The following is a 24,960-nucleotide window of genomic DNA, read 5'->3' on the forward strand; positions in this document are numbered from 1 at the left end:
CAGTCGGTACAGTCATCCCCGTCTCCGGCTTCGTCGGATCCGAGAACTCGTGGCCGGTATCCGTCGGGCGTACCGGCCGCGGAGCGGCCCCCTTCCCTTCAGGTCACTGCAGCTCCGGGACGCGGTAGCGGTAGGGCTGGTCGCGGATGACCTCCACGTCGCCGCGCTGTGCGCGGCGGCCGAGGACCGTCGCTACCCGGTGGGCGCTGTCGAACCCGGTCTCCTCGCCGTGCTCCTCCAGCAGGTCGAGGATCTCGCGGGCGGTCAGTGGCTCCTCGGGGTCCTCCTCGGAGAGCACCGACCGGATGCGCTCGAACTCGCCCCGGCGTATGCGCATGGGTACACACACCACCCCACCTATCATAGAACCCCGTCAGACGAACGTCGGACGCAAGGCTCGCCGGAACCGCCGGACGGCGAGGTGTCGGCCGACACCGCCACCGTCATACAGGTGGTGTGTGACGCGCCGACGCCGGCCCGACCGACCGCGAGCGGACGATACCGGTCGTATGGCAACCGGGGTGGTATTCGTTTCGGTTGGGCGGCGTCGATCAGAAAGGCGGACAGGATCGCGCCGGGAACTGGCTAGACCCACAGCGTGCGGTATCGGACTCGCGCCTAGCCGACCCCTTTCTCCATCACCACCTCGTCGTAGTCCCGGAAGTCCAGCGGGTACGGTCGTGTCACCTCGTAGCCACGCCGCCGGTAGAATCCCGGGAGATGCGGGTGGTCCTCCGGCGTCGTGAGCCAGACCGTCGAGTGACCCCACCTCCGGGCAAGTCCCTCGGCGTGGTCGAGCAACCGACTGCCGATACCCTCCCCTTTCCACTCCTCGTGGACGCCTAGCCGACTGAGCTTCAGGCGGTCGGGGTCCGTCGCCTCCAGCCGGACGCCGCCCACGATCTCCGACCCGGCGGTGGCGACGTAGACACGGGCCTCCTCGATCCACCCGGCGACGGTCCCCGCGTCCGCCGATCCCGCGAAGGCGGGGAAGCCCAGCCGCTCGTTCTCCCGGTAGGCGTTCCGGTAGACCGCCGCGAGCTCCTCGGCGTCGTCGGCGCACGCGGGTCGGATCCCGACCTCGGTCATCCGGTGGACGTCCGGGGTCGTCCCACTTCGCGCTCCCGGTCCCGCCAGTTCTCGCGGATCCTCCGGGCGACGACGCGCTTCCGAACCGAGGCGGGTGGTTTTTCGAGGCCCGTGCTCTACGCCCCGTCATGGACCCCGCCGCCGAACTCGACCCGCCCGTCCTCGACGACCACATGCACCTCGATCCGGTGAACGGGCGCGGGGCCGACGCCGCCCGCGAGTTCGCCCGCGTCGGCGGCACCCACCTCCTCGTACTCAACAAGCCCTCCTGGTCGCTCGGAACCGACGTCCAGGCCCCGGAGGACTTCCGCGAACCGTTCGACCTGACCGTCGAGGTGACCCGCGAGGCGAGCGAGGTTCTGGAGGGGCGGGCCTGGCCCGTCCTCGGCGTCCACCCGGCGCTGATCTCGAAGCTCCTCGAACGGGGGTTCGACGTCGAGGACGCCCGGGTGCTGATGCAGGGGGGGATCGACGTCGCCGCCGAGTACGTCGCCGACGGCCCGGCGCTCGCGATCAAGTCCGGCCGACCGCACTACGACGTCGACGAGGAGGTGTGGGCGGCCTCGAACGCCGTCATGCGCCACGCGTTCGAGCGGGCCGCCGAGGTGGGCTGTGCGGTCCAGCTCCACACCGAGTCCGGCGAGGAGTTCACCGAGATCATCGAGTGGGCCGAGGCGCGCGGGCTCCCCCGCGAGCAGGTCGTCAAGCACTTCGCCGGCGGTCGAACCGAGGGCCCGGTGCCGAGCGTCATCGCCCGGCGGGAGGAACTCGACGCCGCCATCGAACACGAGGGACCGTTCATGATGGAGACGGACTTCATCGACGACCCCGATCGACCGGGTGCGGTGCTGGGCCCGAAGACCGTCCCCAAGCGGAGTCTCGCCCTGCAGGAGGACGGTCACGGCGAGGCGCTGCGGACCGCGCACGTCGAGACGCCGGCGCGGGTGTACGGGATCGACACCGAGGCGACGCTCGGCGGATAGACGGTATTCCCGAAGACCGGGCGGCGGCCGGGTCGATTCCTACAAGACTTTATCCGGCCCTCCTCAACCCCGAGCTATGAGCCAGCCGAAGCTACTGTTGCTCGGGCCGCCGGGCGCGGGCAAGGGGACGCAGTCCGCGAACCTCGTCGAACGGTTCGGTATCGAGCACGTCACGACCGGTGACGCGCTCCGGTCGAACAAGGGGATGGACATCTCCCACCTCGACACGGAGTACGACACCCCCGGCGCGTACATGGACGCGGGCGAACTCGTCCCGGACGAGGTCGTCAACGAGATCGTCCGGACGGCGCTCGAGGACGCGGACGGGTTCGTCCTCGACGGCTACCCGCGGAACCTCGATCAGGCGGAGTACCTCGCCGACATCACGGACCTCGACGTGGTGGTGTCGCTCTCCGTCCCGACGGACGAACTCGTCCGACGGCTGACCGGCCGCCGGGTCTGCTCGGAGTGCGGGACGAACTACCACGTCGAGTTCGACCAGCCCGAAACCGAGGGCGTCTGTGACGAGTGCGGCGGCGAACTGGTCCAGCGCGACGACGACACCGAGGAGACGGTCCGCGAGCGGCTCCGCGTGTTCGAGGAGAACACGGCACCGGTCATCGAATTCTACGACGAGGAGGGCGAACTCGTGACGGTGGACGGCGAGGGCGCTCCCGGCGAGGTCTGGAAGCGACTCGAATCGGCCGTCGAAGCGCGGCTGTAGGTGCGAGATCCATTCAGTTCCGATCCGAGTCTCGTTCACCGGCCCGAATAGGGCGGGATCGGATCGCCGATCACGGGGGTCGTGTAACCGCGCCAGTGTCACCCGTGAGTCGGGCTCGCGCGGCGCTCGTCCCGGAACCGGGAGTAAAAGCTTGATAACCCGTGGTGGTCTACCACCGGTGATGGCAGGGACAGCGCAGCGAGTGCAGGACCTCGTGGACGACGACGAGCAGATGGCCGGCGTCGTCCAGCTGGTCCTCGACCGCGCGGAGGACGGCGCGGTCACCTACGGTGACGTCAGGGACGACGTGGACAGCGGTCGCTGGGGGCGGCTCATCGACCGCGGCATCCTGATCGAGACCGGCGAGGAGTACGTGGTCCGTGACCCGGAGGGGGTACGCGAGGGCCTCGAGGAGGCGACCAGGGAGCCCGCCACCTCCTCGATCGACCCCGAGGACATGCCCGACGAGCCGGAGGGGAGCTCCTCCTGGTCGGTCTACGACAAGGCCGCGGCGCTCGGCGCGGTCGGCCTGTTCGCCGGCTACTCCATCACGCAGGTCCGGGACGTCATCGGGACCACGCTCGACCTCCTGCTCGGCCCGCTCGACGCCGCGCTCCCCTTCTACGCCGTCGTGATGGTGCTCGCGCTGTTCACCGGGCTCTACTCGACGCTCCTCCAGGCCAACCTGATGGACATGGACCGGATGGCCTACTACCAGGACCGCATGAAGGCGCTCCAGAACCAGCGCGAGGAGGCCAAGGAGCGCGGCGACGAGGAGGAGCTCGACAAGCTCCAGCAGGAACAGATGGAGGCGATGGGCGAGAACCTCGGGATGTTCAAGGAGCAGTTCCGCCCGATGGTCTGGATCATGCTCTTCACCATCCCCGTCTTCCTCTGGATGTACTGGATGATCCTCCCCGGTGGGGGCAGCGTCAGCCCCGAGACGATCGTCCTGCCGATCGTCGGCGAGCGGACGTGGACGGAGGGGTTCGTCGGGCCGATACAGGTCTGGATCGTCTGGTACTTCCTCTGCTCGATGGGGTTCACGCAGATCATCCGGAAGGCACTCGACATCCAGACCACGCCGACGGGGTCCTGAGACGGCTTCGGTCCCCGTTCCCTGGTCGTCGGCTTCCCGTTCTCGTCTCGCCGGCACTCGGACGGCCCGCCGTTCGCTCGTTCAGCGGGACTCGCTGGGCTCGCTCCACCCCCTGCTCGCGGTTCACTCGCGTTTTCCCGGATCACTCCGTTCGCCGTTCGCTTCTTCGTGGGGCTCCCGCCTCGCTTCGCTCGCCGGTCACCCCACGCTACCCAACCCTTAGGACGACCCCACACCACCGGCGGGTATGGACGCCGCCATCGTCACCGTCGGCGACGAACTCCTCGCCGGTGACACGGAGAACACGAACGCGACGTGGCTCTGTCGGGAGCTCGCCGAGCGGGGCGTGACGGTGAAGCGGACGCTGACTGTTCCCGACGAGGTCGACGCCATCGCGGGGAGCGTCCGGGAGTACGCCGAGGCGTACGACGCCGTCGTCGTGACGGGCGGGCTGGGCGGGACCCCCGACGACGTGACGATGCTCGGCGTGGCCCGCGCGTTCGACCGGTCGATGGAGCCGAACGACCTCGCGTGGACGGATCTCGAACGCTCGCTCGCGGCCATCGCCGAGGACCGCCCCGGTCTCGACCTCGACGTGGATATCGAGGCCGAGGCGTCGATCCCGGCGGGAGCCCGACCCCTGATCAACGGGGCCGGCCTCTCGCCCGGATGCGTGATCGGCGCGGACGGGAGCCACGGGACGGTCTACGTCCTCCCGGGTATCCCGAGCGAGATGTCCGCCATGTTCGAGGACGTCGCCGGGGAGTTCGCGGGCGAGGTCCGCTCGACGACGCTCTACACGGAGGAGCCCGAGGCGAACCTCGTCGCGCGGCTCGACGAGGCCCGCGAGCGCTTCGGGGTCCTGGTGGGGTGCTACCCGGATCGGGACGCCGGACACAACCGACTGAAGCTCCGCGCCGAGGACGGTGCCTCGCTGGCCGACGCCCGGGCCTGGCTCGCGTCGAACGTCGAGACCGTCGAGTACGACGACGGCGACTGATAGGGATCGTCGTCGTCGTTCGTAGATTCCCTGTCGAGAACCGTACCCCGCGACCCACGTCGAACGGTCGACTCCTCCGGCTGGCTACGACGATCCCTACGAGCTGTCCCCGCGCTCCGTCGGCTCACACACGGACGCGGCGACGACACACCTGCCGAGTCCGGCGGCCGGTTTATATCGGCCGACCGCGCCGTCCGACCGTGAACTTCCGAATCGCCCCGGGCACGTTCGCGGGTGTGAGCGGTGTCTGACCGACCGCCGCGACGATCGCGGGTGCTCGTCGTCGACGACGACCCGGCGTTCCGGGACCTCTGCGCCGAGGGCCTCGAACGACGGGCGGACCTCTCGTCGGTGGCGGACTCGACGCCGGGGGAGGCACTCGCGGTACTCGGAGGGGGGACCGTCGACGCGGTCGTGAGCGACGTCTCCCTCCCGAGTGCCGACGGCGACGGCGTCGACCTCTACCGTGCGATCCGCGAGCGGTGGCCGGCGTTCCCTTTCGTCTTCTTCACCGGAACGCCAGCCGCCAGGCTCTCCGTGCGGGTCGACCTCCGAGCGGATCCGGCTGTCGACTACGTCCGGAAGGGGTGTCTGCCCGAGCGGTACGGCGTCCTCGGTCGACGGGTAGAGCGCGCGGTCGATCGGTCCCGGGCGGCCGCCGTCAGCGAGGGGTCGGCACTGCGGGCTATCTTTCTTCGAGGAGAGAATCCCGCCCTTCAGGACGGGAGTGAATCCGACACTTCCTACATAACCCACCGTCGATTGCAGGCCGGATATTCAACGCTCGTCCGCACCATTAAGTATGTTCACAAACATAGGCTATGTATGGCGATTGGGGTCACCCGCACCTACGTTGGTTCTATCAAGAACCAGCAACAGGTCTGTGATGGCCTCGACTCGCTCGGAGACTCTGCCTCGAAAATCTGGAACGTCGCCCGATGGACAGCCGACCGTATCTGGGACGCCACTGGCGAGATCCCAGACGTGGGCGTGCTGAAAGCGTATATGAAGAACCACAGGTGCTGGAACGACTTGAACGCACAATCCAGTCAGAAAGTCATTGAAGAACTTTCTGACGCTTTCCAGTCGTGGTTCGATCTGCGACAGAACGACCCAAAGGCGAACCCACCCGGCTACCGCAAACACGGCGACACTCGACCCAAGAGTACGGTCACGTTCAAAGAAGACGGCTTCAAACACGACCCTGAGAACAATCGCGTCCGACTCTCGAAAGGCTCGAACCTCAAGGAGCATTGGTCGGACTTCCTGCTCTGTGAGTACCAGACCCGACCCGACGTTGACCTCTCAGGGGTCAACAGGGTGCAGAACGTTCGTGCCGTCTGGAACGGCGACGAGTGGGAACTCCACTTCGTCTGTAAAGTCAGCCTCGAAACTAACGACTCAGCAGGCGACGGTGTGGCAGGCATCGACCTCGGCATCAAGAACATCGCCGTGGTCGCCTTCCCCGACGAATACGTCCTGTACCCCGGCAACTCGCTCAAGCAAGACAAGCACTACTTCACGCGAGCGGAGTACGACACCGAGGGTGAAAATGGCCCATCTGAGAAGTCGAGGTGGGCACGTCGGAAACTTGCAGAACGTGAGATGCACTTCTACCACACGCTCACGGAGACCATCATCGCGGAGTGTGTCGAACGCGGTGTTGGCACGCTCGCGGTGAGTTGGCCCGAAGACGTGCGAGAGTCCGACTGGGGCAAGACCGCCAACAAGAAACTCCATACGTGGGCGTTCGACCGCATCTACCAGTACCTCGCGTACAAAGGCGAGATCCGTGGCGTCAATGTGCTGAAAGAGAACGAGTGGAACACGTCGCAGACCTGCTCACAGTGTGGAGACGACACGAAAGCGAACCGCAAACATCGTGGGTTGTACGTCTGTCAGTCGTGTGGATTGGTCGGGAACGCAGATTGCAACGGGGCGGAGAACATGCGACAGAAGATAACTCCGAGTCCGCACGGCGAGGATAGGAGTAACGGCTGTGTGGCACAGCCCTCGGTACACCTGTTCGATGCAAAGAGTGGTGTGTTCGCACCGCGAGAACAGGTCGTGTCGTAGACCGGCAAATATCCCACCTGCGGTACGGGAAGCCCCGCCGTTCACGGCGGGGAGGATGTCACCGAGCGGTTCTGTCGGTAGGATTCGGGTGGTCGGCCCGACGGTCGGAGCGGTGGATCCGAAAGTAGACGTCGGGACCCCCGATCACTCGGATCGATCTCGATCCGCGTATCGCCGGGGAGGACTCCTCGAACGCTTCCCCTGGCCTCGTGGGGGGCCGCCACGAGACCGCGCTCCGTCGGCTCAGTCGTCGAAGCGCGGGTCGAGGTCGCTCGATTCCGAGGGATCCGAGCGTCGTCCGGCACCGATCCCGTCGTTACCGGCCGAGAGCGACCCGGACGACCGGATGATCTCGAGCGCGGTCATCAGGTCGGACCGGGAGAGCAGCCCCACGAACGCCTCGTCGTCCATCACCACGAGGCGGCCGACGCCGTTCTCCTGCATCCGCTTGATGGCGTCCATCGCGTCCGCGTCCGGCCCGACGGTGTGGAGGTCGGTGCTCATCACGTCCTCGACGCGGTAGGCGTCGCGCTCGATCTCCGGGACGGACTGGGCGTCCGCGAGCGTCACCAGGCCGGCGACCTGGCCGTTCTCGATGACGGGGTAGCCGGTGTGACGCTCGGTGAACATCCGCTGGACGAGTTCTGCGACGGTCGTCTCCCGGTTGACCGTGTCGACTGCCTCGGCGGGGGTCATCACGTTCCGGACGGTGACGCCCTCGAACGCCGCCCGCATCATCGTCTGCTGGGCCTCCGAGGAGGCACCGATGTAGATGAAGAAGGCGATGGCGACGAGGAACAGGCCGCCACCGCCGAACAGCCCGAACAGGCCGAGCAGTATCGCGAACCCCTGGCCGACGCGGGCGGCGATCTGGGTCGCCCTCGCGTACGGTCGGTCGCGGGCGAGCAGCGCCCGGAGCACCCGGCCGCCGTCCATCGGGAACCCCGGGAGGAGGTTGAACGCCGCGAGCGCGAGGTTCATCAGCGCGAGGTAGCCCAGCAGGAACGAGAGCGCGACGCCGGCCGTCCCACCGATCCCGCCGACCACGAGGAAGGCCGCGTACGCGATTACGCCGAGGACGATCGAGACGGCCGGCCCGGCGAGCGCGATGTACAGCTCCTTCTTCCAGTCCTCGGGCAGTTCCGCGAGCTGGGCGATGCCGCCGAAGATCCACAGGCGGATGCTGGCGATCTCGACGCCGTAGCGCCGTGCGACGAGCGAATGGCCGAGCTCGTGGAGGACGACCCCCACGAACAGGCCGAGCGCGGCGACGGTGCCGAGGCCGTACGCGATAGTCGGGGTCGACGTCAGGACGCCCGCGCTGAGGCCGGCTCCGAGATAGTCGTTGAGGATGCCGACCCACTGGCCGACCTGCGCCCCGATGACGTAGGCGAACAGGGGGAGCACCAGCAGGAACGTCAGGTCCAGCTCGATGGGGATGCCGAACAGGCGGCCCACCCTGAAGCTCTTCATGTAGAAACGTAGTGGACGTGGCACCTTAACCGCGTGGTCTGCGTGTACGAGGGTATCCGAATGGGCGTTTCTCGAACCGTCGGGTGGGCTTTCAAGCTGTTTCTGTTTATACCGACAGCAAGTACAGAGAACAGCTCGAAAGCCCCCAACGGCTGGACTCGCGCGGACCACGCTGCGCGCCTCGTCACTCACTCCGTTCGCTCCTTCAGTGCTTGCGGGTCCGTGCTTCGCCCAGCCGTCGGCCCCTTTCAGTCCCACCCGAGTCCCAGCCAGAGGGTCAGTACCCGAACACGGAGCGTGCACATCACGGATCACACTCTGGCGCCGCCAGCGTGAAGTCACCCGGCGACGGGGAGGGCGTATGGATGTCATCAACGTCACTGCCGACGCGGAGACGTTCACCTGTAACGCCTACCTCGCGCTCGGCGACCGCCCGACGCTCGTCGACGCCGGCGCGATGGACGGCGTCGTCGACGTCGTCCGCGAGCACACCGACACGGTCGAGGCGCTCGTCCTGACCCACCAGCACGGCGACCACGTCGCCGAACTCGACGCGGTCTGTGAGGCGTTCGACCCCGAGGTGTACGCCTACGCCGAGCACCCCCGTCGGGACCACTCGCTCGGCGACGGCGATATGGTCGAGGTCGGCGACGAGACGTTCGAGGCCGTGTTCACGCCGGGTCACGCCGACGACCACCTCTCGTTCGTCTCCGAGACGACGCTGTTCTCCGGCGACGTGGTCGTCCACGACGACGGCGCGTTCGACTACGGCTCGTTCGGCCGGACGGACATGGCCGGCCAGTCCCGCGAGCGGCTCGTCGAGTCCATCGAGAACCTCCTGGGGCGGATGCCCGAGGACGTCGAGCACATGTACTCGGGTCACGGCGGCGTCTTCCACGGCGACGTCCGCGACGTGGTCGAGACGGCGCTCTCGCGGGCGGAGAAGCGGGAGCCGAAGTACCCCGACGAATAGCGAGGAGAGGAGAGGGGCCGATTCAGGCCGCGCGGCGTTCCTTGGCCTTCGGCCGGAGCTTGCTGTAACCGCACTTCCGGCAGCGCTCCGCCCGCGTCGGGTTCCGGGCGTTGCACTTCATGCAGATCATCTTCTCCAGGATGCGGGCCTCCGCCTTCTCGTTTTTCGCCATAACCCACGTTGGGCCTGCGCGGCGGTTAAACGTTCCGAGACGACTACCACGCGAGCCCTTATCCCTCCCCACGGTCTGTCTCGGGTATGGCCATCTACGACCGGCTCGCCGACCTCCCGCTCGTCGTCGAGGGTCACGACCGCCGCCGCCACGAGCGCTCGCCGAGGCCGGATTTTACCCGTGTAACGACCGAACTCCGGCTCCAGGGCCTCGGGGCCACCGGTGCCGGCGAGGACGTCACCTACGAGACCGAGGACCACGACGCGTTCGCCGCGGCCGACGACCGGGGGGCGTTCGAGGACGCCTTCGTCGGCGAGTGGACGTTCGGCGAGTTCTCCGATCACCTCGACGACGTCGACCTCTGGCCCGAGGCCCCGAGTCGGGAGACCTCCCGGGACTACCGCCGGTGGGGGGTCGAGAGCGCGGCCCTCGACCTCGCGCTCCGACAGGCCGGGGAGACCCTCGGCGGCGTCCTCGACCGCGAGTACGACCCGGTCCGGTTCGTGGTGAGTTCGCGCGTCGAGTCGATCGACCGCATCGAGACGCTGCTCGGCGTCGATCCCGACGCCGAGTTCAAACTCGACCCCGAACCCGACTGGGACGACGCGCTGTTCGCCGACCTCGCCGACACCGGGCGGGTCCGCGTCGCCGACCTCAAGGGGTTCTACGAGGGGACCGTCGTCGACACCCCCGCGGACCCCGAGTTCTACCGCCGGACCGTCGAGGCCTTCCCGGACGCGGTGATCGAGGACGCCCGCTGGACGGAGGAGACGACACCGATACTCGAACCCGAGGCCGACCGCCTCGCCTGGGACGCCCCGATCCACTCCGTCGAGGACGTCGAGGCCCTCCCGGTCGAGCCACGGTGGCTGAACGTCAAGCCCTCGCGGTTCGGTACCGTCGAATCGCTGTTCGAGTGCATCGAGTACTGCCTCGATCGGGGCGTCTCGCTCTACGGCGGCGGCCAGTACGAACTCGGTCCCGGGCGGAGCCACCTCCAGGTCCTCGCCTCGCTGTTCTACCCCGACACGCCCAACGACGTCGCCCCGTCGGACTACAACGAGTCCGACCCCCCGAAGGACCTGCCCCGGAGCCCGCTCGACATCGAGAATCCGACCGGTCTCGGCTGGGGCTGAGAGTCGGCTCGACCGAGGACGATTCCTTCGACGGAGAGGCGGCTTCCGGAACGCGCGAATCGATCACCCGAACACCGAAGGGCTACGGCACGGCGCTATTGTCCCTCGCCGTGATACGGTTTTACCGACGATGTCAACGATAGAACGCCTGAGCCCGGACGGGTTCTCCGAACCGGAGCCCGACGTCCGGTACCTCCCGGCGGACGACGCGGCTCCGATCGTCGACGCGCTCGGATCGAGGACCGCCCAGTCGATACTGGCGGAGCTGGCCGACGGATCGGCGACCCCGACCGAACTCGCGGACCGCGTCGGGACCTCCGTGCAGAACGTCTGCTATCACCTCCCGAAGCTCGAAGAGGCCGGCCTCGTGACCGTGGTCGGGACGCGGTACTCCGAGAAGGGAGCCGAGATGGACGTGTACGCACGCGAGGTCGGCGCGATCGTGATCGGTGACCCGTCGTCGTCGGACGACGAGTGAGCGTTTCCGGGCGATCAGCCCTCCTGACGGTAGGTCATCCTGACGAGCTCCTCGGTCCCGCCCTCGGGGACGTCGACCTCACCGTCGTGGGGTTCGAACCCGACGGACTCGTAGAACGGGACGAGCCCCCGGCGACAGAGTAGCGAGAGTCCCACGACCCCCTGGAGGTCCGGGTGTTCGACGACCGCCTCCATCAGCGTCCCGCCGAGCCCTTCGCCGCGCCGGTCTGTCGCCACCACGACGTCGAAGACGTTCGCGTAGTAGAGGGAGTCGGTCAGGACGCGGGCCGAAGCGACGAGCCGACCGGCGTCCTCGACGCCGACGGCGACCTCGGTCCCGGCGATAGTAGCGTTTGGAACCGATGACACACTCCGGGCGGGCCCGTCCCGCCCGGCCGTGAGTAAAGACTTCCAAACGCTACTACAGCGCGCGGCGGACGTTCTCGGCGTCGCGGTCGGCCCACCACTCGTACTCCCCGTACAGCGCGGTCAGCTCGGCGGCGTCGTCGGGCGTCAGGTCGCGGACGCGTGTCATCGAACGGGTCGCGTGGCCCCTGCGAGGAAACACTGTCGGGGACGGGTGCCGCTCGAACTGCCACACGCGACGGCCGGCTACTCCTCGGCGTCGAGATACTCCTCCTGTATCGCCACGACCGCCGCCGAGTCCGCGGCCGCCGCGTACCGCCGGAGGGGCTCCTCGTTGAGTTCGAGGAACGTGTGACCCCACCGGAACTTCGAGAGGAGTTCCTCGGCCTGCTCGCGGTGGCCGAGGATCACCAGCGCGCCCGCGAACGCCTCGACGGTGTTCAGTCGGAACGGCGTCCCGTAGTTGACGGGGTTGGCGGCGACGAGGAAGGGGAGCGCGCGGTGGGGTCCGGAGAGCCGGAAGGCCTCGGCCTCGGCGGTCTCCCACGAGCAGTCGAGCGCGACCAGACGGTCGTGGACGCCCGTCCCCCGACTCCCGGCCCCGTCGTCGGGTGCGTCGGCCGGCGAGAGCGCCCGCTCGGCGTAGGGGTCGAGCACGATGCCCGGCGGCGTCGCGCGCGCCGAGCGGTGGAGCGAGGCCAGCCCGAACCGCGCGAGCTTGCGCGCGGTGCACTTCTTCGGGTCGTCGTCGCCCTCGTAGCGGACGTGCAGTTCCACGCCCCGGGTAGGCCGAGCCGCGACAAAAGCCGTCCGGAGCCGCTCTGCCGGGCCGGGGTTCATACGTCCGCGGCCCCAACGACGGGTATGGACGGTCCCAGCCTCGCCCGGGCGTACTACCGCTACATCGACGGGGGGGAGTACGACGAACTCGCCGGGCTGCTCGCGGAGGGGTTCCAGCAGGTCCGCCCCGACCGGACCATCGAGGGGCGCGAGGCGTTCGTCCGGTTCATGCGCGAGGACCGCCCGATGACCGACACGAGCCACCACGTGGAGGCGCTCTACGTCGACGACGGGCGGGTCGCCGTCGAGGGCCGGCTGGTCCGGGACGACGGGGGGGAGCTGTTCGGGTTCGTCGACACCTTCCGGTTCGAGGGCGACCGGATCGCGGGCATCCGGACCTACACCGACTGAGCGCCACCGGCCCCCGACCTCGCTACTCCTTCCGTCCCGCGCCGACCGCGCTCTCGCCGACGGGTTCGTGACCCTCGATGACCTCCTGGCCGCCCATGTACGGCCGGAGTGCCTCGGGGATCGTGACGGTGCCGTCGTCGTTCTGGTAGTACTCGAGGATCGCGACCACCACCCGTGGGAGGGCGACCCCCGACCCGTTGAGCGTGTGGAGGTACTCCGCCGACTCGTGGCGCTCGGGGCGGTAGCGGATGCCCGCGCGCCGGGCCTGGAAGTCCTCGAAGTTCGACACCGACGAGACCTCCAGCCACCGGCCGCCCTCCTCGGGACCCTCGGGCATGTCGTCGGCGGGGGCCCACACCTCGATATCGTACTTCTTGGCCTGGGTGAACCCCATGTCACCCGTACACATCGACAGCACGCGATACGGAAGCTCGAGCCGTTTCAGGACCTCCTCGGCCTCCTCGAGCAGCCCTTCGAGGCGATCGTAGCTCTCCTCCGGGCGGACGAAGTTGACGAGTTCTACCTTGTTGAACTGGTGGACCCGGACGTACCCCCGGGTCTCGGTACCGTGCTCGCCGGCCTCGCGCCGGAAGTTCGGCGTGAACGCCTGGTGCTTGAGGGGGAGGTCGTCGTCGAGCAGTATCTCGTCGCGGTACATGTTCGTCACCGGCACCTCCGCGGTGGGGAGCAGCCAGAGGTCGTCGTCGTCGTAGGGCGCGTCGTTCTCGCCGCCGATGCGGTAGGCGTCCTCGACGAACTTCGGGAACTGGCCCGTCCCCTCCATCGAGGCGCTGTTGACGGGGATCGGCGGGAAGACGTCGGTGTAGCCCTGCTCGCGGTGGACGTCGAGCATGAACTGGACGAGCGCGTACTCCAGCCGCGCGCCGTCGCCCTTCACGAACTGGTAGCCCCCGCCCGAGACCTTCGCGCCGCGCTCGAAGTCGAGCACGTCGAGCTCCTCGCCCAGGTCGTAGTGAGGAACCACCTCCCCGGGCAGGCCGCGCAGGTCCTCGAACCCCCACCGGTACCGCTCGACGTTGTCCGACTCGTCCTCGCCCACCGGGACGCTCTCGTGGGGGACCATGGGGATCTCCAGTAGCGCCTCCTCGAGTTCCGACTCGAGCTCCTCGGCCCGGGCCTCGACGTCGTCGAGCTCGGCCTTGAGTTCCCCCGACTCCTCGATCGCCCGCTGGGCCTCCTCCTCCTCTCCCTCCTGTTTGAGCTCGCCGATCCGTCCCGAGACCTCGTTCCGGCGCTGTCTGAGGTCGTCACCCCGTGACTTGAGTCGTCGCCACTCCTCGTCGACCTCCAGCACGTGATCGAGGTCGACGTCGGTTACCCCCTTCTTCTCCATCGCCTCTCGAACCGTCTCGGGGTTCTCGCGGAGGAACTGCCGGCTGAGCATGGTCGGCGGTTCTCGATGGCCGAGGTTAGGCGTGTCGGTAGCGTGTGGGGGGTTCTCGGCGCTCAGTGACGGCCGACGAGAACACAGCGACGACCGATGAATCCACCAGCAAGCGTCTCTCGAACCACGGCGAAGCCGCCGCACACGGCTCCTTTCAGTCCCACCCGCCGCCCGTTACTCACTCGGCCAACGTTCCCCCGAAGATCCAGGGGGCCATCACTCGATGGCTTCAAGACCGCGAACGAGCACCACGAGGACATGAAAGTCGGCGAGGTTCGGGAGGTCGGCCACGGCACGACCGATCTCCACTACGTGGAGACGGGGATGTTCGATATCGAGGGGTACAGCTCGGTCTACCTGCTCGACGCCGAGGAGCCGGCGGTGATCGAAACCGGCATCGGGACCGAGTGGGAGGCGATCGTCGGAGCGATGGAGACGGTCGGCATCGCGCCCGAGGAACTCGCGTACGTCGCGCCGACGCACGTCCACCTCGACCACGCGGGCGGGGCGGGCTACCTGGCCGAGGCCTGCCCGAACGCCGAGGTCGTGATCCACGAGATCGGCGCGCCCCACCTCGTCGATCCCGGACGACTCTGGGAGGGGACGAAGCGCGCCGTGGGCGACCAGATCCGTCACTACGCCGAGCCGAAACCGGTCCCCGAAGAGCGTATACGGGAAGTCACCGACGGGGACCTGATCGACCTCGGCGACCACGAACTCGCGGTTCACCACGTCCCCGGGCACGCCCCCCACCAGGTAGTCCACTACGACCCGGCGAACGACGCGGTCTTCACCGCCGATGCCGCGGGGATCTACGTTCCCGACATGGACGCCGTGAAACCGACGACGCCACCCCCGAACTTCGACGTCCCGCAGGCCGTCGACGACACCCGGACGATCGCCGATCTCGGCCCCTCGGTGCTCTGTTACTCGCACTTCGGGCCGCTCCCCGCCGAGGACCGACTCGACGAACACGAGCGGGCGCTCACCGAGTTCGTCGAACTGGTCGAGGAGCGCCGGGAACTGCTCGGCGACGACGAGGCGGTCGTCCAGCAGTTCGTCGAGGGGACCGACCTCGCCGACGCGTGGAGCCCCGACCGCGCGCGGGCCGTCGCGGAGATGGACGTCCGCGGGATACTCCGCTATCTGGACACCCGCGAGGAGTAGCGAGGGCGCAGGGAACGAACGAAGTGAGTGACCGAGGCCTCAACCAGGCGAGCGGGGAGGAGCGGAGCGACGATCCGCGAGGAGTAGCGAGGGCGCAGGGAGCGAAGCGAGGTCGACCGGAGGGAGACCTCGATGGCGAACGACGAGGGACCGGAGGTCCCTCGGGCCGTGCGAGCGGGCGAAGCCCGCGAGCAGATGGCGAGCAGAGCGAGCCGTGAGCCGCCGCGACCGAGCCCCCGATCAGGTGAGCGGGGAGGAACGCAGTGACGACCCGCGAGGAGTAGTCGGGGCCGGGAGCGGCGGCGTGCCGCGCCCGTCGTAATTGATGCCATTTATACGAGGGGCCGCCGTCACCCGAAACCGATGGAGGTGACCACGTGGCGGCCACTGGCGGATACCTGATACCGCTGGTAGCAGCCATCATCGGTCTCGGGGTCGGAGCACAGATACTCTCCGACCGGTTCGAGGTCCCCAGCATCATCTTCCTCATCTTCGCCGGCATCGCGCTCGGCCCGGAGGGGCTGGGCGTGGTCACCCAGTCGTCGTTCGGCGACGCGCTCCCGGCCATCGTGGGCCTCTCGGTGGCGATCATCGTCTTCGAGGGGGCGTTCCACCTCAAGCTCGACAAGCTCCGGGAGGCTCCGAGCGCGACCATCCGGCTCGTCACCCTCGGGGCGGCCATCGCGCTCGTCGGAACGGCCGTGACCGTCAGGTTCGCGCTCGGGGCGGCCTGGGACATTTCGTTCCTGATCGGGGCGCTCCTCGTCGCGACCGGACCGACGGTCATCACGCCCATCCTCGAGGTCGTCCCCGTCAGGGACCGGGTCGCCGCCGCCCTGGAGACGGAGGGGATCGTCAACGACGTGACGGCGGCCATCATCGCCGTGGTCGTCTTCGAGGTCGTCACGCTCGGGGAGGCGACCCCCGCGGTGTTCCTGGAGGAGTTCGCCCTCAGGCTCGGCACCGGCATCTTCGTCGGCGTCGTGGTCGCCATCGTCGTCTGGTACCTCCTCCGGTACGTCGACCTCTCGCCGGGCAATGCCCCGCAGAACGCCCGACTGCTGGTGCTCGCCGGTGCGCTGGTCGCGTTCGGTGCCGCCGACACCATCGCCAGCGAGGCGGGGGTCGCCGCCGTCGCCGTCGCCGGCATCATCCTCGGGAACCTGGACGTGCCCTACGAGGAGGACATCACCTCGTTCAAGGGCGACATCACCCTCCTCGTGCTGTCGTTCGTGTTCATCGCGCTCGCCGCGCTGCTCCGGTTCGAGGACCTCGCCGCGCTGGGGATCGGCGGGCTGGTCGTCGTGGTGGCGGTCGCGCTCCTCATCCGACCGGCGCTCGTCCTCCTCTCGACGCTCGGGGGACGGTTCACCTTCGGCGAACGGATGTTCATGAGCTTCGTCGGCCCGCGGGGGATCATCCCCGCGTCCGTCGCGACGCTGTTCGCGGTCGAACTCGCCGACCGGGGAATGAACGAGACCGCGACCCTGCTCGTCGGCACCGTCTTCCTCGTCATCCTGACGACGGTCGTATTCGAGGGCGGACTCGCCCGCTATATCGCGGGCTACCTTGACGTGATACCAATGCGCGTGATAATCGTAGGAGGCGGGCAGGTGGGCCGTGCGCTCGCCGATCGCCTCGAAGACCGGGGAGAGAACGTCGTCATCGTCGAGAACGACGAGACACAGGTCGAGACCGTCCGGAACAGGGGCCACGCGGCCCACATCGGCGACGGGACCGACACCGACGTGTTGCGCTCGGCGGGCGCGGAGAACGCCCGCATCGTCGTGGCGGCCACCGGTGACGACGACGCCAACCTCCTCGTGGCACAGCTCGCCAACTCGAAGTTCGACGTCGAGACGGTCATCGCGCGGGCGAACAACCCCGACAACGTCGACGCGTTCGAGGACCTCGGCGTGCGGACCATCTCCTCGGCGGACGCCACCGCGCAGGCGCTCGACAACGCCATCGAGCGGCCGGCGCTCACCCGCTGGTTCAGCGAGGTGGGCGAGTCCGGCGACGTCCAGGAGGTCGAGGTGACCAACGAGGAGCTCGTCGGCCGGACCGTCCGCGAGGTCGGTCCCGAACTGCCGGACGGCTGTCTCATCGCGCTGGTCGCACGCAACGGCCGGACGGAGGTGCCCGACGCCGACTTCACCCTCCAGGAGGGCGACCACATCACCCTCATCGGCTCGCGGGAGGCCGTCCGCACGGCGATGGAGTTCTGCCGCCCGAACGAGGTCTGAGCCCCCGCCCCCGCGCTACTTCACTCCCCTCGGTTCCCCTGCCAGACGTTCTCCCCGTCGCCACCACCCGTCTTGTACACGCCGCGGCACTCGGCGATCCGCGTCCCCGACTCGTCTACCACGGTCACGTCGACGGTCGCGACGCCCGCGCCGACCCGGAGCGTCTCGGCCTCCGCGCGTAGCTCCTCGCCCGTCGCCGGCGCGAGGTAGTCGATCCGCATGTCGACCGTCGGCGTCGACCGCCCGACGGTCGAGTAGACGGCCGCACCGCCGACGGTGTCGGCGAGCGAGTACGTCACCCCGCCGTGGACGACCCCGGTCCGTTCGTTGGAGGTGTGCCGTTCGGCCAGTTCGAGCCGGCCCTCCGCGCGGCCGCCGGACGCGTCCGTCAGTTCGATACCCAGATCGTCCACGAACGGGATGCGGTCGAAGAACTCCACGGGGTCGGTGTCGGCGTCCATACCCACCGTCCAGGCGGGTCGGATAAGTCAGGTGCGGACCGTGGTGCCGTCCTCGCCCACGGGTTCGGATCGATCGCCGACGTGACCGATCACGGTAGCCGTTCGCTCACCGGCCGTCAGCCGCCGTACCCTGTCGAGGACAGTGTAGTGGCGCTCGTCGAGGTGACAGGGCGCGACGAACACGAGGTCGCCCTCGCGGTACTCCGCGAGGGTGACGGTCGGCAGTTCGACCCGCGTGCAGGCCTCGCCGGCGAGTCGCTCGACCCTTCGGGCCCGGAAGAACGGACCGAACGACGCGCCGTTCTCGTCCGCCCACTCGCGGAACGACTCCAGCCGGTCGGCGAGCGCGCGGCCCGGTTCGGTGGCCGCCGCCGGTCCCGTCGGGTCGAACGATCGTCCGTACACCGCCACCGCCACCTCGTCGACGGCCTCGGCCCCACGAAGCCGCTGTAGAGCCTCGCCGAACAGCGGCTGTACCTCGTCGGAGAGCGATCGGGCGCAGAGTTCGACGGTCGTTCCGGACGCGGGCTCCTCGGGCGGGCCACGGTCGGCGACGCTGACCTCGGCGGGCGGGGCGAGCGGGGGCTGATCGTCACCGGGTTGCCAGGTCATTAGGGATTCCTCCAGTACCACTAGTAGTGCAAACTATGACTTCAATGGGTATGGTGGAATCGGTGATAGGACAGCCGCGGATCAGGTCGATCGGGTCAGGCCGGATCGAGCGCCGTCAGGGCGTCCTCGTAGAGCGTCCCCTCGCAGTCGGCGAGTTCGTGGACGGACTCGCTCGCGGACTCGAGGGACGACGGGAGGGCCGAGACGTCGTCCGCCTCGCTCGCCTCGCGGAGCGTTCCGCCCACCGCCTTCCAGCCCTCGGCGATAGCGTGCATCCGGTCGCCGAACCCCTCCAGTCCGACCGCCTCCTCGACGGACGCGAGGAACGGAGCGTAGAGTCCCCGGAACGCCCCGCCACCGGTCCCTCGGCGCTCGACGTTCTGGTAGGCGAACCTGGTCGTCCAGCCGGGGTCGGGCAGTTCGGTCCAGGAGGGCAGGTCGTCGTCGAGTGCGCGGATCCCGGCGAGCCCGTGAGTCGCTCCGGGCCAGAGGGGGTACCGTGACGCCTCGGGGTCGAGCATGTAGGTCGCCGTCGTCCGTATCGCCCGCTCCGTGGCCTCCCCGACCGGGACCGTCGGGTCACCCTCGGGTACCAGGTAGCGGTTCGAGAGCGGTACGACCGCGTCGGAGGCCCACGCCGCCCGGAGCGAGGAGAGCGGGAGAGACTGGACCTCCTCGAACTCGCTGTCGCTCGTGTAGACGACGCCCGTACCCGCGTCCGGATCGGCGTTCGGAGCCTCGCTCGCGTCGGCATCCTCGTCGTACCCGACGAGGAGGAGTGAGTGAGGGGCGAAGTGCGTGGAGGTGTCGTAGTAGTCGAGGTAGTAGAGGTCGACGAAGGCCATCACCGGGTCGCCGCCGTCGAGTCGCTCCCGCACTTCGGCCCACGCCGTCTCGAAGTTCTCGCTCTCACGGTCGGTCGTCTCGATCCCGAGGTTGTCGAAGAACGCCCGTTCGAGCCAGATCTGTCGCCCCACGAACATCCGATGCGGGGACTCGGCGAGCTCCCGGTAGTTGAACCCCAGCCCGGAGGCCAGCCCGAAGCACGTGGACTCGTCGAACCCCCAGCCGTGGTATAGTAGCGTTTGGAAGTCTTTACGCACGGACGGGGGGACCGTCCCCGTCCGGAGTGTGTCATCGGTTCCAAACGCTACTATAGGTGGCGAGGTTCCGGAGCGAGGTCGAACCGCAGTGAGCGCCGGGGGCGTGCCCGAAGCCATGGAGGCGCATGGATGGTGGTCGGGAGCGACGGCGAAGAACGTTCGGGGACCGGGTGTCCGGTCAGATCGGGGGAGGGGCCGACCGGACTACGGCAGGCTGAACTCGATGGCCGCGCCCTGGCCGAAGCCCACGCACTCCGTCGCGAGCCCACGCCGGGCGTCGCGCTTTCGCATCTCGTGGATGAGCGTCACGGGCAGGCGAGCGCCCGAGGCACCGAGTGGGTGGCCCAGCGCGATGGCTCCGCCGTTGACGTTGAACAGGTCGTCGTCGAAGCCGAGCTGTCGCTGGGAGTAGAGGGTCTGGGAGGCGAACGCCTCGTTGAGCTCCACGAGGTCGTAGTCCTCCGCGGAGGTGCCCGAGCGCTCGAACAGCTGCTCCGAGGCGGGGACGGGGCCGATGCCCATGACCTCGGGCTCGACGCCGGCGACGGCGTTGTTGCCCACCTCGGCCAGCACGTCGAGGTCGTGGTCCTCGGCGAACGCGCGCGAGGTGACCATCAGCGCGGCCGCGCCGTCGGTGATCTGCGAGGCGTTCCCCGGCGTGACCGTCCCGTCGGACTTGAAGACGGTCGGCAGTTCGGACATCTTCTCGCGGTCGACGTCGTGGCGGATGCCCTGGTCCTCGCTCACCGTCCCCTCGCCGTTGTCGACGGGGACGATCTCGTCGTCGAACCGACCCGATCGCGTGGCCTCGCTCGCCCGCATGTGGCTCCGGTAGGCGTAGTCGTCCTGCTCCTCCCGGGAGATGTCGTAGCGTTCCGCGACCTCCTCCGCGGTCATGCCCATCGAGAGCGCCGCGAGGTTGTAGTCCTCGTTCATCCGGGGGTGGATCTCGTTGTTCTCGCCCATCTTCGTCCGGGACATGTTCTCGACGCCGCCGGCGATGATGCAGTCGCGCTGCCCGGCCCGGATGGCGTCGCTGGCCGAGATGACCGACTGCGCCGAGGAGGCACACCAGCGGTTGATCGTCGTCCCGGGGACCTTCTCGCCGAGATCGGAGAGGAGGGTGATGACGCGGGCCATGTTGTTGCCCTGCTCGCCGCGCTGCTGGGCACAGCCCCACATCAGGTCGTCGACCTGCTCGCCCGACAGCCCCGTCTCCGCGAGCATCTCGTCGATCAGCGGGATCGAGAGGTCCTCGCTCCGCACGTCCGCGAACACGCCGTCCTCCTTGCCGAACGGGGTTCGGTACGCCTGCACGACGACCGGATCGTTGCTACTCATACACGCGGACCAGGGGCCCCACGCTGTTAAATCTCTTCGTTCGGCCACGTAACATTGTTAAACGGGTCTCGTCTGATCGCTCCGAGTGCCCCTCGAAGCCGGGACAGCACTGCGGCGCGCCACGATGCCGAGCGAGTGGGGACCCCGGCAGCCGACGTGTACCCGTTTGTGACTCTCTGCAGTGCAGGGGGTTCGAGTACAGTATACGCCGAGCGAACGAAGTGAGCGAGGTGTTTCACCCGCCCCGAGCGGCGAAGCCGCGAGGGGCGCTTTTGGCATGAACGGGTTTTTCGCTCGGGTGCGCTTTGCGCACCCGAGCGAAAAAGAGGTTCTTTAGTAGAACTCGCGGACCAGGTCCGTCGCGTCCTCGGGTGCGCCGTCGGGGATGTCGGTCATCGGGGCCTCGATGCCCTCCCGCTTCTCGAAGCCGACCGAGTCGTCATCGCGGTAGATGACGCCCTGGTACTCGACGTCGCGGTCGAGGATCTTCTCCTTGGCCGCGTCGTAGTCACCGGCGTCGTGGTCCTCCTCGGCGAGGTCCACGAGCGAGTCGCGGAAGTAGTCGTACGTGTCGACGTCGTTGAACGTGACACACGGGGAGAAGACGTTGACGAACCCGAACCCGTCGTGCTCGATGGCCTCCTGGACGATCTGCGCGTGGCGCTGGGCGTCCGAGGAGAACGACTGGGCGATGAACGTCCCGCCGGCGGCGAGCGCGAGTGCGAGCGGGTTGACCGGTTGCTGCTTCGTCCCCTCCGGAGAGGTGGCCGTCTCGAAGTCCTCCCGGGAGGTGGGCGAGAACTGCCCCTTGGTCAGCCCGTAGATGCGGTTGTCCATGACGATGTACGTCATGTCGACGTTCCGTCGAACGGCGTGGACGAAGTGGCCGGCCCCGATGGAGAAGCCGTCGCCGTCGCCGCCGGCGACCATCACTTCGAGTTCGGGGTTGGCCATCTTCACGCCCGTCCCCACCGGCAGGGCCCGGCCGTGGACGCCGTGGAGCGCGTAGCTGTGCATGTACGTGCCGATCTTCCCGGAGCAGCCGATGCCGGCGACGACGAACGTGTTGTCGGGGTCGTTGCCCGTCTCCGCGAGGGCCTTCATCATGCCGTTCATCGTCCCGAAGTCGCCGCAGCCGGGACACCACGTGGGCTGTGCGTCCGATTTGAAGTCGGTGAATCTGACGTCTGAGCTCATTCTGCTTCCACCTCCTCTTCCTCACCGCCCTCGGCGGCGACGCCGAGGTGGTCCTTGATCTCACCGGCGAGTTCGTCCGCCTTGAACCGGACGCCGGTGTACTTGTTGATGCGGTCGACGCGCGTCAGCGTGTCGTGTTCGAGGACGTCCGCGAACTGTCCGGTCGCGTTACACTCGACGACGATGACGTTCTCGGCGGCCTCGACCTCCTCCGTGAGGTCCGTCCGCGGGAACATGTACGGACACGAGAGGAACCGCACGTCGATGCCGTCCTCCTCGAGGAACTCCATGGCCTCGCGCATCGCGCCCTCGTTCGACCCCCAGGAGACGACGAGCGTCTCCGCGTCGGGGTCGCCGAACTCGCGGGGTGACCAGTCCTCGTTCGCCTCCGCGGTCTCGACCTTCCGGTTGCGCTTGTCGACCTGCTCGACGCGGACGTCGGTGTCCTCGGTCCGTCTGCCGAGTTCGTCGTGTTCGAGGCCGGTCGTCATGTGCGCGCCGCCGGCGGTGCCGGGGAACGACCGCGGGGAGACGCCGTCCTCGGTGTCGGCGTGAGGCTTGAACCGGCCCTGGTCGTCCTGCCACTCCTCGACCGACGCCTCGTCGACGACGTTGCCACGGTCGATCTCGACCGCGTCCATGTCGAACTCCTCTGGCGGGAACGTCTGTTCGGTGACCGCGAGCGCGAGGTCCGAGACGAGATACACTGGGGTCTGGTACTTCTCGGCGAGGTTGAACGCCTCGATGGTCTTGTGGAAACACTCCGCGACGGTCGTGGGTGCAACGACCAGGCGGGGGATCTCGCCGTGGCCCCCGTACAGCGTCATGTTCAGGTCGCCCTGCTCCTGCTTGGTCGGCATCCCCGTCGAGGGGCCCGAGCGCATCACGTCACAGATGACCAGCGGCGTCTCCGTCTGGGCGATCAGCCCGAACGTCTCGGTCATCAGGTCGATGCCCGGCCCGGACGTGGCGGTCATCGAGCGCGCGCCGGCGCGGGCCGCCCCGAGCGCCATGTTGATCGCCGAGAGCTCGTCCTCGGCCTGGACGACCTTCCCGCCGTAGTGGTCGATTCGCCCGGTCAGGTACTCCATCACGTCGGTCGCGGGCGTGATGGGGTAGCCGGCGTAGAACCGACAGCCGGCGGCGAGCGCGCCCATGCCGATGGCCTCGTCGCCGTTGAGCAGGACGTAGTCGGCATCGGTCGTTTCCGTCCGGTACCCCGTGTCGAGGTCGTACTCCTCGCGGGCGTACTCGGCCCCGAGCCGGGCCGCCTGCTTGTTGGTGTCGACGATGGCGCTCCCCTTGTCGCCGAAGCGCTTCTCCAGCGCTTCGTCGAGGTTCTCGATGGGGAAGTCGCACACCTCGCAGGCGGCACCGAGTGCGACGACGTTTCGGACGATCGCGCCGCCGGCCTCCTCGGCCAGCCGCTTCAGCGGGACGTCCAGACCGACCATCCCTTCAGGGGCCTCGAAGTCCTGCATCATCGTCCGCTCGCCGTCGTAGATGATGACGCTCCCGTCGTGGAGTTCGTCCAGGTTCTCGTCGACCGTGCGCTCGGTGAGCGCGATGAGGACGTCGAGCCGGTCGACGACGCTCTCGACGGGGTCGACCGCCGTTCGGATCTTGTAGGCGGTGTACCCGCCGCGGATCCGGGAGGCGAAGTCCTTGGAGGTGAAGACGTGGCGCCCGGCCCGTGAGAGCGCCTGGGCGAATATCTTCCCGGTGGAGTCGATACCGTCCCCGGCCTCCCCACCGATGGCCCAGTTGAGGTCCTCTGTCATACTGTCTCGGGATTCCGCACGACCGAGGTTAAGCCTTCTGAATGATACCATCCCGGAGCCCTCGCTCGCCGGGTCGGGCGTCCGAAAGCGAAAGGTCGTTTGCCCCCCGGGACCACCCGCTCGCATGGATCAGACAGACGCCCGCGTCGTCGCCGTCCGCGATATCGGCCCCGACGACATCGCGATCGACATCGAGACCCCCGACGGGTTCGACGCCCGCCCCGGCCAGTTCGTCAAGCTCACTGGCGACGGGGAGTCGCGCTTCTACACCATCTCCTCGCCCGACGTCGAGGGGTCCTTCGAGGTGACCGTCGAGGTCGACCCCGAGGGGACGCTCGGGCCGTGGCTCGCGGCGCGCGAACCCGACGACACCGTCGGCGTCGCCGGGCCGTTCGGGAACGACTACTACGAGGGCGAGCCCCGTGCGGTCGTGCTCGCGGGCGGTCCGGGCGTCGGTCCCGCGGTCGGGATCGCCGAGCGGGCACTCGCCGAGGGGAACAGTGCGGCCGTCGTCTACCTCGACGAGTCGCCCGTCCACGAGGACCGCCTCTCGGGCCTCGCGACCGCCGGCGCGGACGTGTTCGTCCTCGCCGAGGAGGATGGGCTGACCGACGCCGTCCGGCAGGCGCTCACCGGCGAGGCGGGCGAGCAGGTGTTCGTCTACGGCTTCGCCGACTTCCTCGATCTCGCTACCACCGCCATCGACGCCGTCGGCGGCGACAGCGAGGGGGCGAAGGTCGAGAACTTCGGGTAACCACCATCTTTTTCGGCCTCGGGGTCGCCTCCGGCGAACCTCTCGGCGCAAAAACATGGGTGAAAAAGGCCGCTCGCTCCCTCCGGTCGCTCGCGGTACAGCGAGCTATAGTAGCGTTTGGAAGTCTTTACTCA

General features: G+C 68.3%; 25 protein-coding genes and 1 pseudogene. 13 read left to right on the forward strand and 13 right to left on the reverse strand.

Annotated features, from left to right (window positions below; all coding sequences use genetic code 11):
• Positions 1 to 103 precede the first annotated feature (103 nt).
• Positions 104 to 337 carry a hypothetical protein gene (locus WDJ58_RS10865; RefSeq protein WP_338917728.1) on the reverse strand — a complete coding sequence of 78 codons (234 nt, stop codon included), beginning with the start codon at positions 335 to 337 and terminating at the stop codon, positions 104 to 106.
• Positions 338 to 618: 281 nt separating this feature from the next.
• Positions 619 to 1,089, reverse strand: a complete 471-nt coding sequence (locus WDJ58_RS10870; protein WP_338917729.1) for a GNAT family N-acetyltransferase — start codon at positions 1,087 to 1,089, stop codon at positions 619 to 621.
• Positions 1,090 to 1,217: 128 nt separating this feature from the next.
• Between WDJ58_RS10870 and WDJ58_RS10875 the strand changes: the two genes are divergently transcribed.
• The 6 genes and pseudogenes from WDJ58_RS10875 to WDJ58_RS10900 all read left to right on the forward strand — a co-directional run bounded on the left by WDJ58_RS10875 (position 1,218) and on the right by WDJ58_RS10900 (position 6,971).
• Positions 1,218 to 2,072: a TatD family hydrolase gene (locus WDJ58_RS10875; protein ID WP_338917730.1), complete on the forward strand. Its 855-nt coding sequence runs from the start codon at positions 1,218 to 1,220 to the stop codon at positions 2,070 to 2,072.
• A 76-nt stretch (positions 2,073 to 2,148) separates the two neighbouring features.
• The gene (locus tag WDJ58_RS10880) at positions 2,149 to 2,796 is read left to right on the forward strand and encodes an adenylate kinase (RefSeq protein ID WP_338917731.1); all 648 of its coding nucleotides are present in this window, start codon (positions 2,149 to 2,151) and stop codon (positions 2,794 to 2,796) included.
• 181 nt (positions 2,797 to 2,977) lie between these two features.
• Positions 2,978 to 3,895: a DUF106 domain-containing protein gene (locus WDJ58_RS10885; RefSeq protein ID WP_338917732.1), complete on the forward strand. Its 918-nt coding sequence runs from the start codon at positions 2,978 to 2,980 to the stop codon at positions 3,893 to 3,895.
• Between the two features lie 247 nt (positions 3,896 to 4,142).
• Positions 4,143 to 4,895 carry a competence/damage-inducible protein A gene (locus WDJ58_RS10890; protein ID WP_338917733.1) on the forward strand — a complete coding sequence of 251 codons (753 nt, stop codon included), beginning with the start codon at positions 4,143 to 4,145 and terminating at the stop codon, positions 4,893 to 4,895.
• A 273-nt stretch (positions 4,896 to 5,168) separates the two neighbouring features.
• Positions 5,169 to 5,474, forward strand: a pseudogene (locus tag WDJ58_RS10895) (response regulator); the annotation flags it as partial.
• Positions 5,475 to 5,720: 246 nt separating this feature from the next.
• Positions 5,721 to 6,971 carry an RNA-guided endonuclease InsQ/TnpB family protein gene (locus WDJ58_RS10900; protein ID WP_338913437.1) on the forward strand — a complete coding sequence of 417 codons (1,251 nt, stop codon included), beginning with the start codon at positions 5,721 to 5,723 and terminating at the stop codon, positions 6,969 to 6,971.
• A 243-nt stretch (positions 6,972 to 7,214) separates the two neighbouring features.
• Here WDJ58_RS10900 and WDJ58_RS10905 read toward each other — a convergent pair whose 3' ends face one another.
• The gene (locus WDJ58_RS10905; protein WP_338917734.1) at positions 7,215 to 8,444 is read right to left on the reverse strand and encodes a site-2 protease family protein; all 1,230 of its coding nucleotides are present in this window, start codon (positions 8,442 to 8,444) and stop codon (positions 7,215 to 7,217) included.
• Positions 8,445 to 8,805: 361 nt separating this feature from the next.
• Here WDJ58_RS10905 and WDJ58_RS10910 point away from each other — a divergent pair, with 361 nt between their 5' ends.
• Positions 8,806 to 9,417: an MBL fold metallo-hydrolase gene (locus WDJ58_RS10910; protein ID WP_338917735.1), complete on the forward strand. Its 612-nt coding sequence runs from the start codon at positions 8,806 to 8,808 to the stop codon at positions 9,415 to 9,417.
• A 22-nt stretch (positions 9,418 to 9,439) separates the two neighbouring features.
• On the opposite strand, the gene WDJ58_RS10915 is transcribed toward WDJ58_RS10910, so the two are convergent.
• The gene (locus WDJ58_RS10915) at positions 9,440 to 9,589 is read right to left on the reverse strand and encodes a 50S ribosomal protein L40e (RefSeq protein WP_338917736.1); all 150 of its coding nucleotides are present in this window, start codon (positions 9,587 to 9,589) and stop codon (positions 9,440 to 9,442) included.
• 86 nt (positions 9,590 to 9,675) lie between these two features.
• Between WDJ58_RS10915 and WDJ58_RS10920 the strand changes: the two genes are divergently transcribed.
• Positions 9,676 to 10,725, forward strand: a complete 1,050-nt coding sequence (locus tag WDJ58_RS10920; RefSeq protein ID WP_338917737.1) for a hypothetical protein — start codon at positions 9,676 to 9,678, stop codon at positions 10,723 to 10,725.
• A gap of 130 nt (positions 10,726 to 10,855) precedes the next feature.
• Positions 10,856 to 11,203 carry an ArsR/SmtB family transcription factor gene (locus WDJ58_RS10925; protein ID WP_338917738.1) on the forward strand — a complete coding sequence of 116 codons (348 nt, stop codon included), beginning with the start codon at positions 10,856 to 10,858 and terminating at the stop codon, positions 11,201 to 11,203.
• A 14-nt stretch (positions 11,204 to 11,217) separates the two neighbouring features.
• Here WDJ58_RS10925 and WDJ58_RS10930 read toward each other — a convergent pair whose 3' ends face one another.
• Positions 11,218 to 11,571 (reverse strand): GNAT family N-acetyltransferase, encoded by a 354-nt coding sequence (locus WDJ58_RS10930; RefSeq protein ID WP_338917739.1) that lies wholly within the window; start codon positions 11,569 to 11,571, stop codon positions 11,218 to 11,220.
• A 243-nt stretch (positions 11,572 to 11,814) separates the two neighbouring features.
• Positions 11,815 to 12,345 (reverse strand): DUF367 family protein, encoded by a 531-nt coding sequence (locus WDJ58_RS10935; protein ID WP_338917740.1) that lies wholly within the window; start codon positions 12,343 to 12,345, stop codon positions 11,815 to 11,817.
• A gap of 87 nt (positions 12,346 to 12,432) precedes the next feature.
• Between WDJ58_RS10935 and WDJ58_RS10940 the strand changes: the two genes are divergently transcribed.
• A complete protein-coding gene (locus tag WDJ58_RS10940; RefSeq protein WP_338917741.1) occupies positions 12,433 to 12,759 on the forward strand; it encodes a nuclear transport factor 2 family protein in 327 nt (108 codons plus the stop codon).
• Positions 12,760 to 12,781: 22 nt separating this feature from the next.
• Here the strand turns inward: WDJ58_RS10940 and serS are convergent, their stop codons facing one another.
• The gene (gene serS / locus WDJ58_RS10945; RefSeq protein WP_338917742.1) at positions 12,782 to 14,164 is read right to left on the reverse strand and encodes a serine--tRNA ligase; all 1,383 of its coding nucleotides are present in this window, start codon (positions 14,162 to 14,164) and stop codon (positions 12,782 to 12,784) included.
• A gap of 258 nt (positions 14,165 to 14,422) precedes the next feature.
• Here serS and WDJ58_RS10950 point away from each other — a divergent pair, with 258 nt between their 5' ends.
• Together WDJ58_RS10950 and WDJ58_RS10955 are read left to right on the forward strand one after the other, a co-directional pair.
• Entirely contained in the window at positions 14,423 to 15,331 is a 909-nt protein-coding gene (locus tag WDJ58_RS10950; RefSeq protein ID WP_338917743.1) for an MBL fold metallo-hydrolase, read from the forward strand.
• 377 nt (positions 15,332 to 15,708) lie between these two features.
• On the forward strand, positions 15,709 to 17,577 hold the full coding sequence (locus WDJ58_RS10955) for a cation:proton antiporter (RefSeq protein ID WP_338917744.1): 1,869 nt from the start codon (positions 15,709 to 15,711) through the stop codon (positions 17,575 to 17,577).
• 20 nt (positions 17,578 to 17,597) lie between these two features.
• Here the strand turns inward: WDJ58_RS10955 and WDJ58_RS10960 are convergent, their stop codons facing one another.
• The 6 genes from WDJ58_RS10960 to WDJ58_RS10985 form a co-directional block, all read right to left on the reverse strand.
• The gene (locus WDJ58_RS10960) at positions 17,598 to 18,038 is read right to left on the reverse strand and encodes a PaaI family thioesterase (protein WP_338917745.1); all 441 of its coding nucleotides are present in this window, start codon (positions 18,036 to 18,038) and stop codon (positions 17,598 to 17,600) included.
• Positions 18,039 to 18,065: 27 nt separating this feature from the next.
• On the reverse strand, positions 18,066 to 18,650 hold the full coding sequence (locus WDJ58_RS10965; RefSeq protein WP_338917746.1) for an HTH domain-containing protein: 585 nt from the start codon (positions 18,648 to 18,650) through the stop codon (positions 18,066 to 18,068).
• 95 nt (positions 18,651 to 18,745) lie between these two features.
• Positions 18,746 to 19,753 (reverse strand): BtrH N-terminal domain-containing protein, encoded by a 1,008-nt coding sequence (locus WDJ58_RS10970; RefSeq protein WP_338917747.1) that lies wholly within the window; start codon positions 19,751 to 19,753, stop codon positions 18,746 to 18,748.
• A gap of 204 nt (positions 19,754 to 19,957) precedes the next feature.
• Complete coding sequence (locus tag WDJ58_RS10975; RefSeq protein WP_338917748.1) at positions 19,958 to 21,094, reverse strand: thiolase family protein; 1,137 nt, start codon at positions 21,092 to 21,094, stop codon at positions 19,958 to 19,960.
• Positions 21,095 to 21,427: 333 nt separating this feature from the next.
• Positions 21,428 to 22,291 carry a 2-oxoacid:ferredoxin oxidoreductase subunit beta gene (locus WDJ58_RS10980; protein ID WP_338917749.1) on the reverse strand — a complete coding sequence of 288 codons (864 nt, stop codon included), beginning with the start codon at positions 22,289 to 22,291 and terminating at the stop codon, positions 21,428 to 21,430.
• Positions 22,288 to 24,072 (reverse strand): 2-oxoacid:acceptor oxidoreductase subunit alpha, encoded by a 1,785-nt coding sequence (locus WDJ58_RS10985; RefSeq protein WP_338917750.1) that lies wholly within the window; start codon positions 24,070 to 24,072, stop codon positions 22,288 to 22,290. The genes WDJ58_RS10980 and WDJ58_RS10985 overlap by 4 nt, the downstream gene beginning before the upstream one ends.
• A 124-nt stretch (positions 24,073 to 24,196) precedes the next feature.
• Here WDJ58_RS10985 and WDJ58_RS10990 point away from each other — a divergent pair, with 124 nt between their 5' ends.
• A complete protein-coding gene (locus WDJ58_RS10990; protein WP_338917751.1) occupies positions 24,197 to 24,826 on the forward strand; it encodes an FAD-dependent oxidoreductase in 630 nt (209 codons plus the stop codon).
• Positions 24,827 to 24,960: the final 134 nt, after the last annotated feature.

The organism is Salinirubellus litoreus (assembly GCF_037335815.1).
Classification (GTDB): Archaea; Halobacteriota; Halobacteria; order Halobacteriales; family Haloarculaceae; genus Salinirubellus; species Salinirubellus litoreus.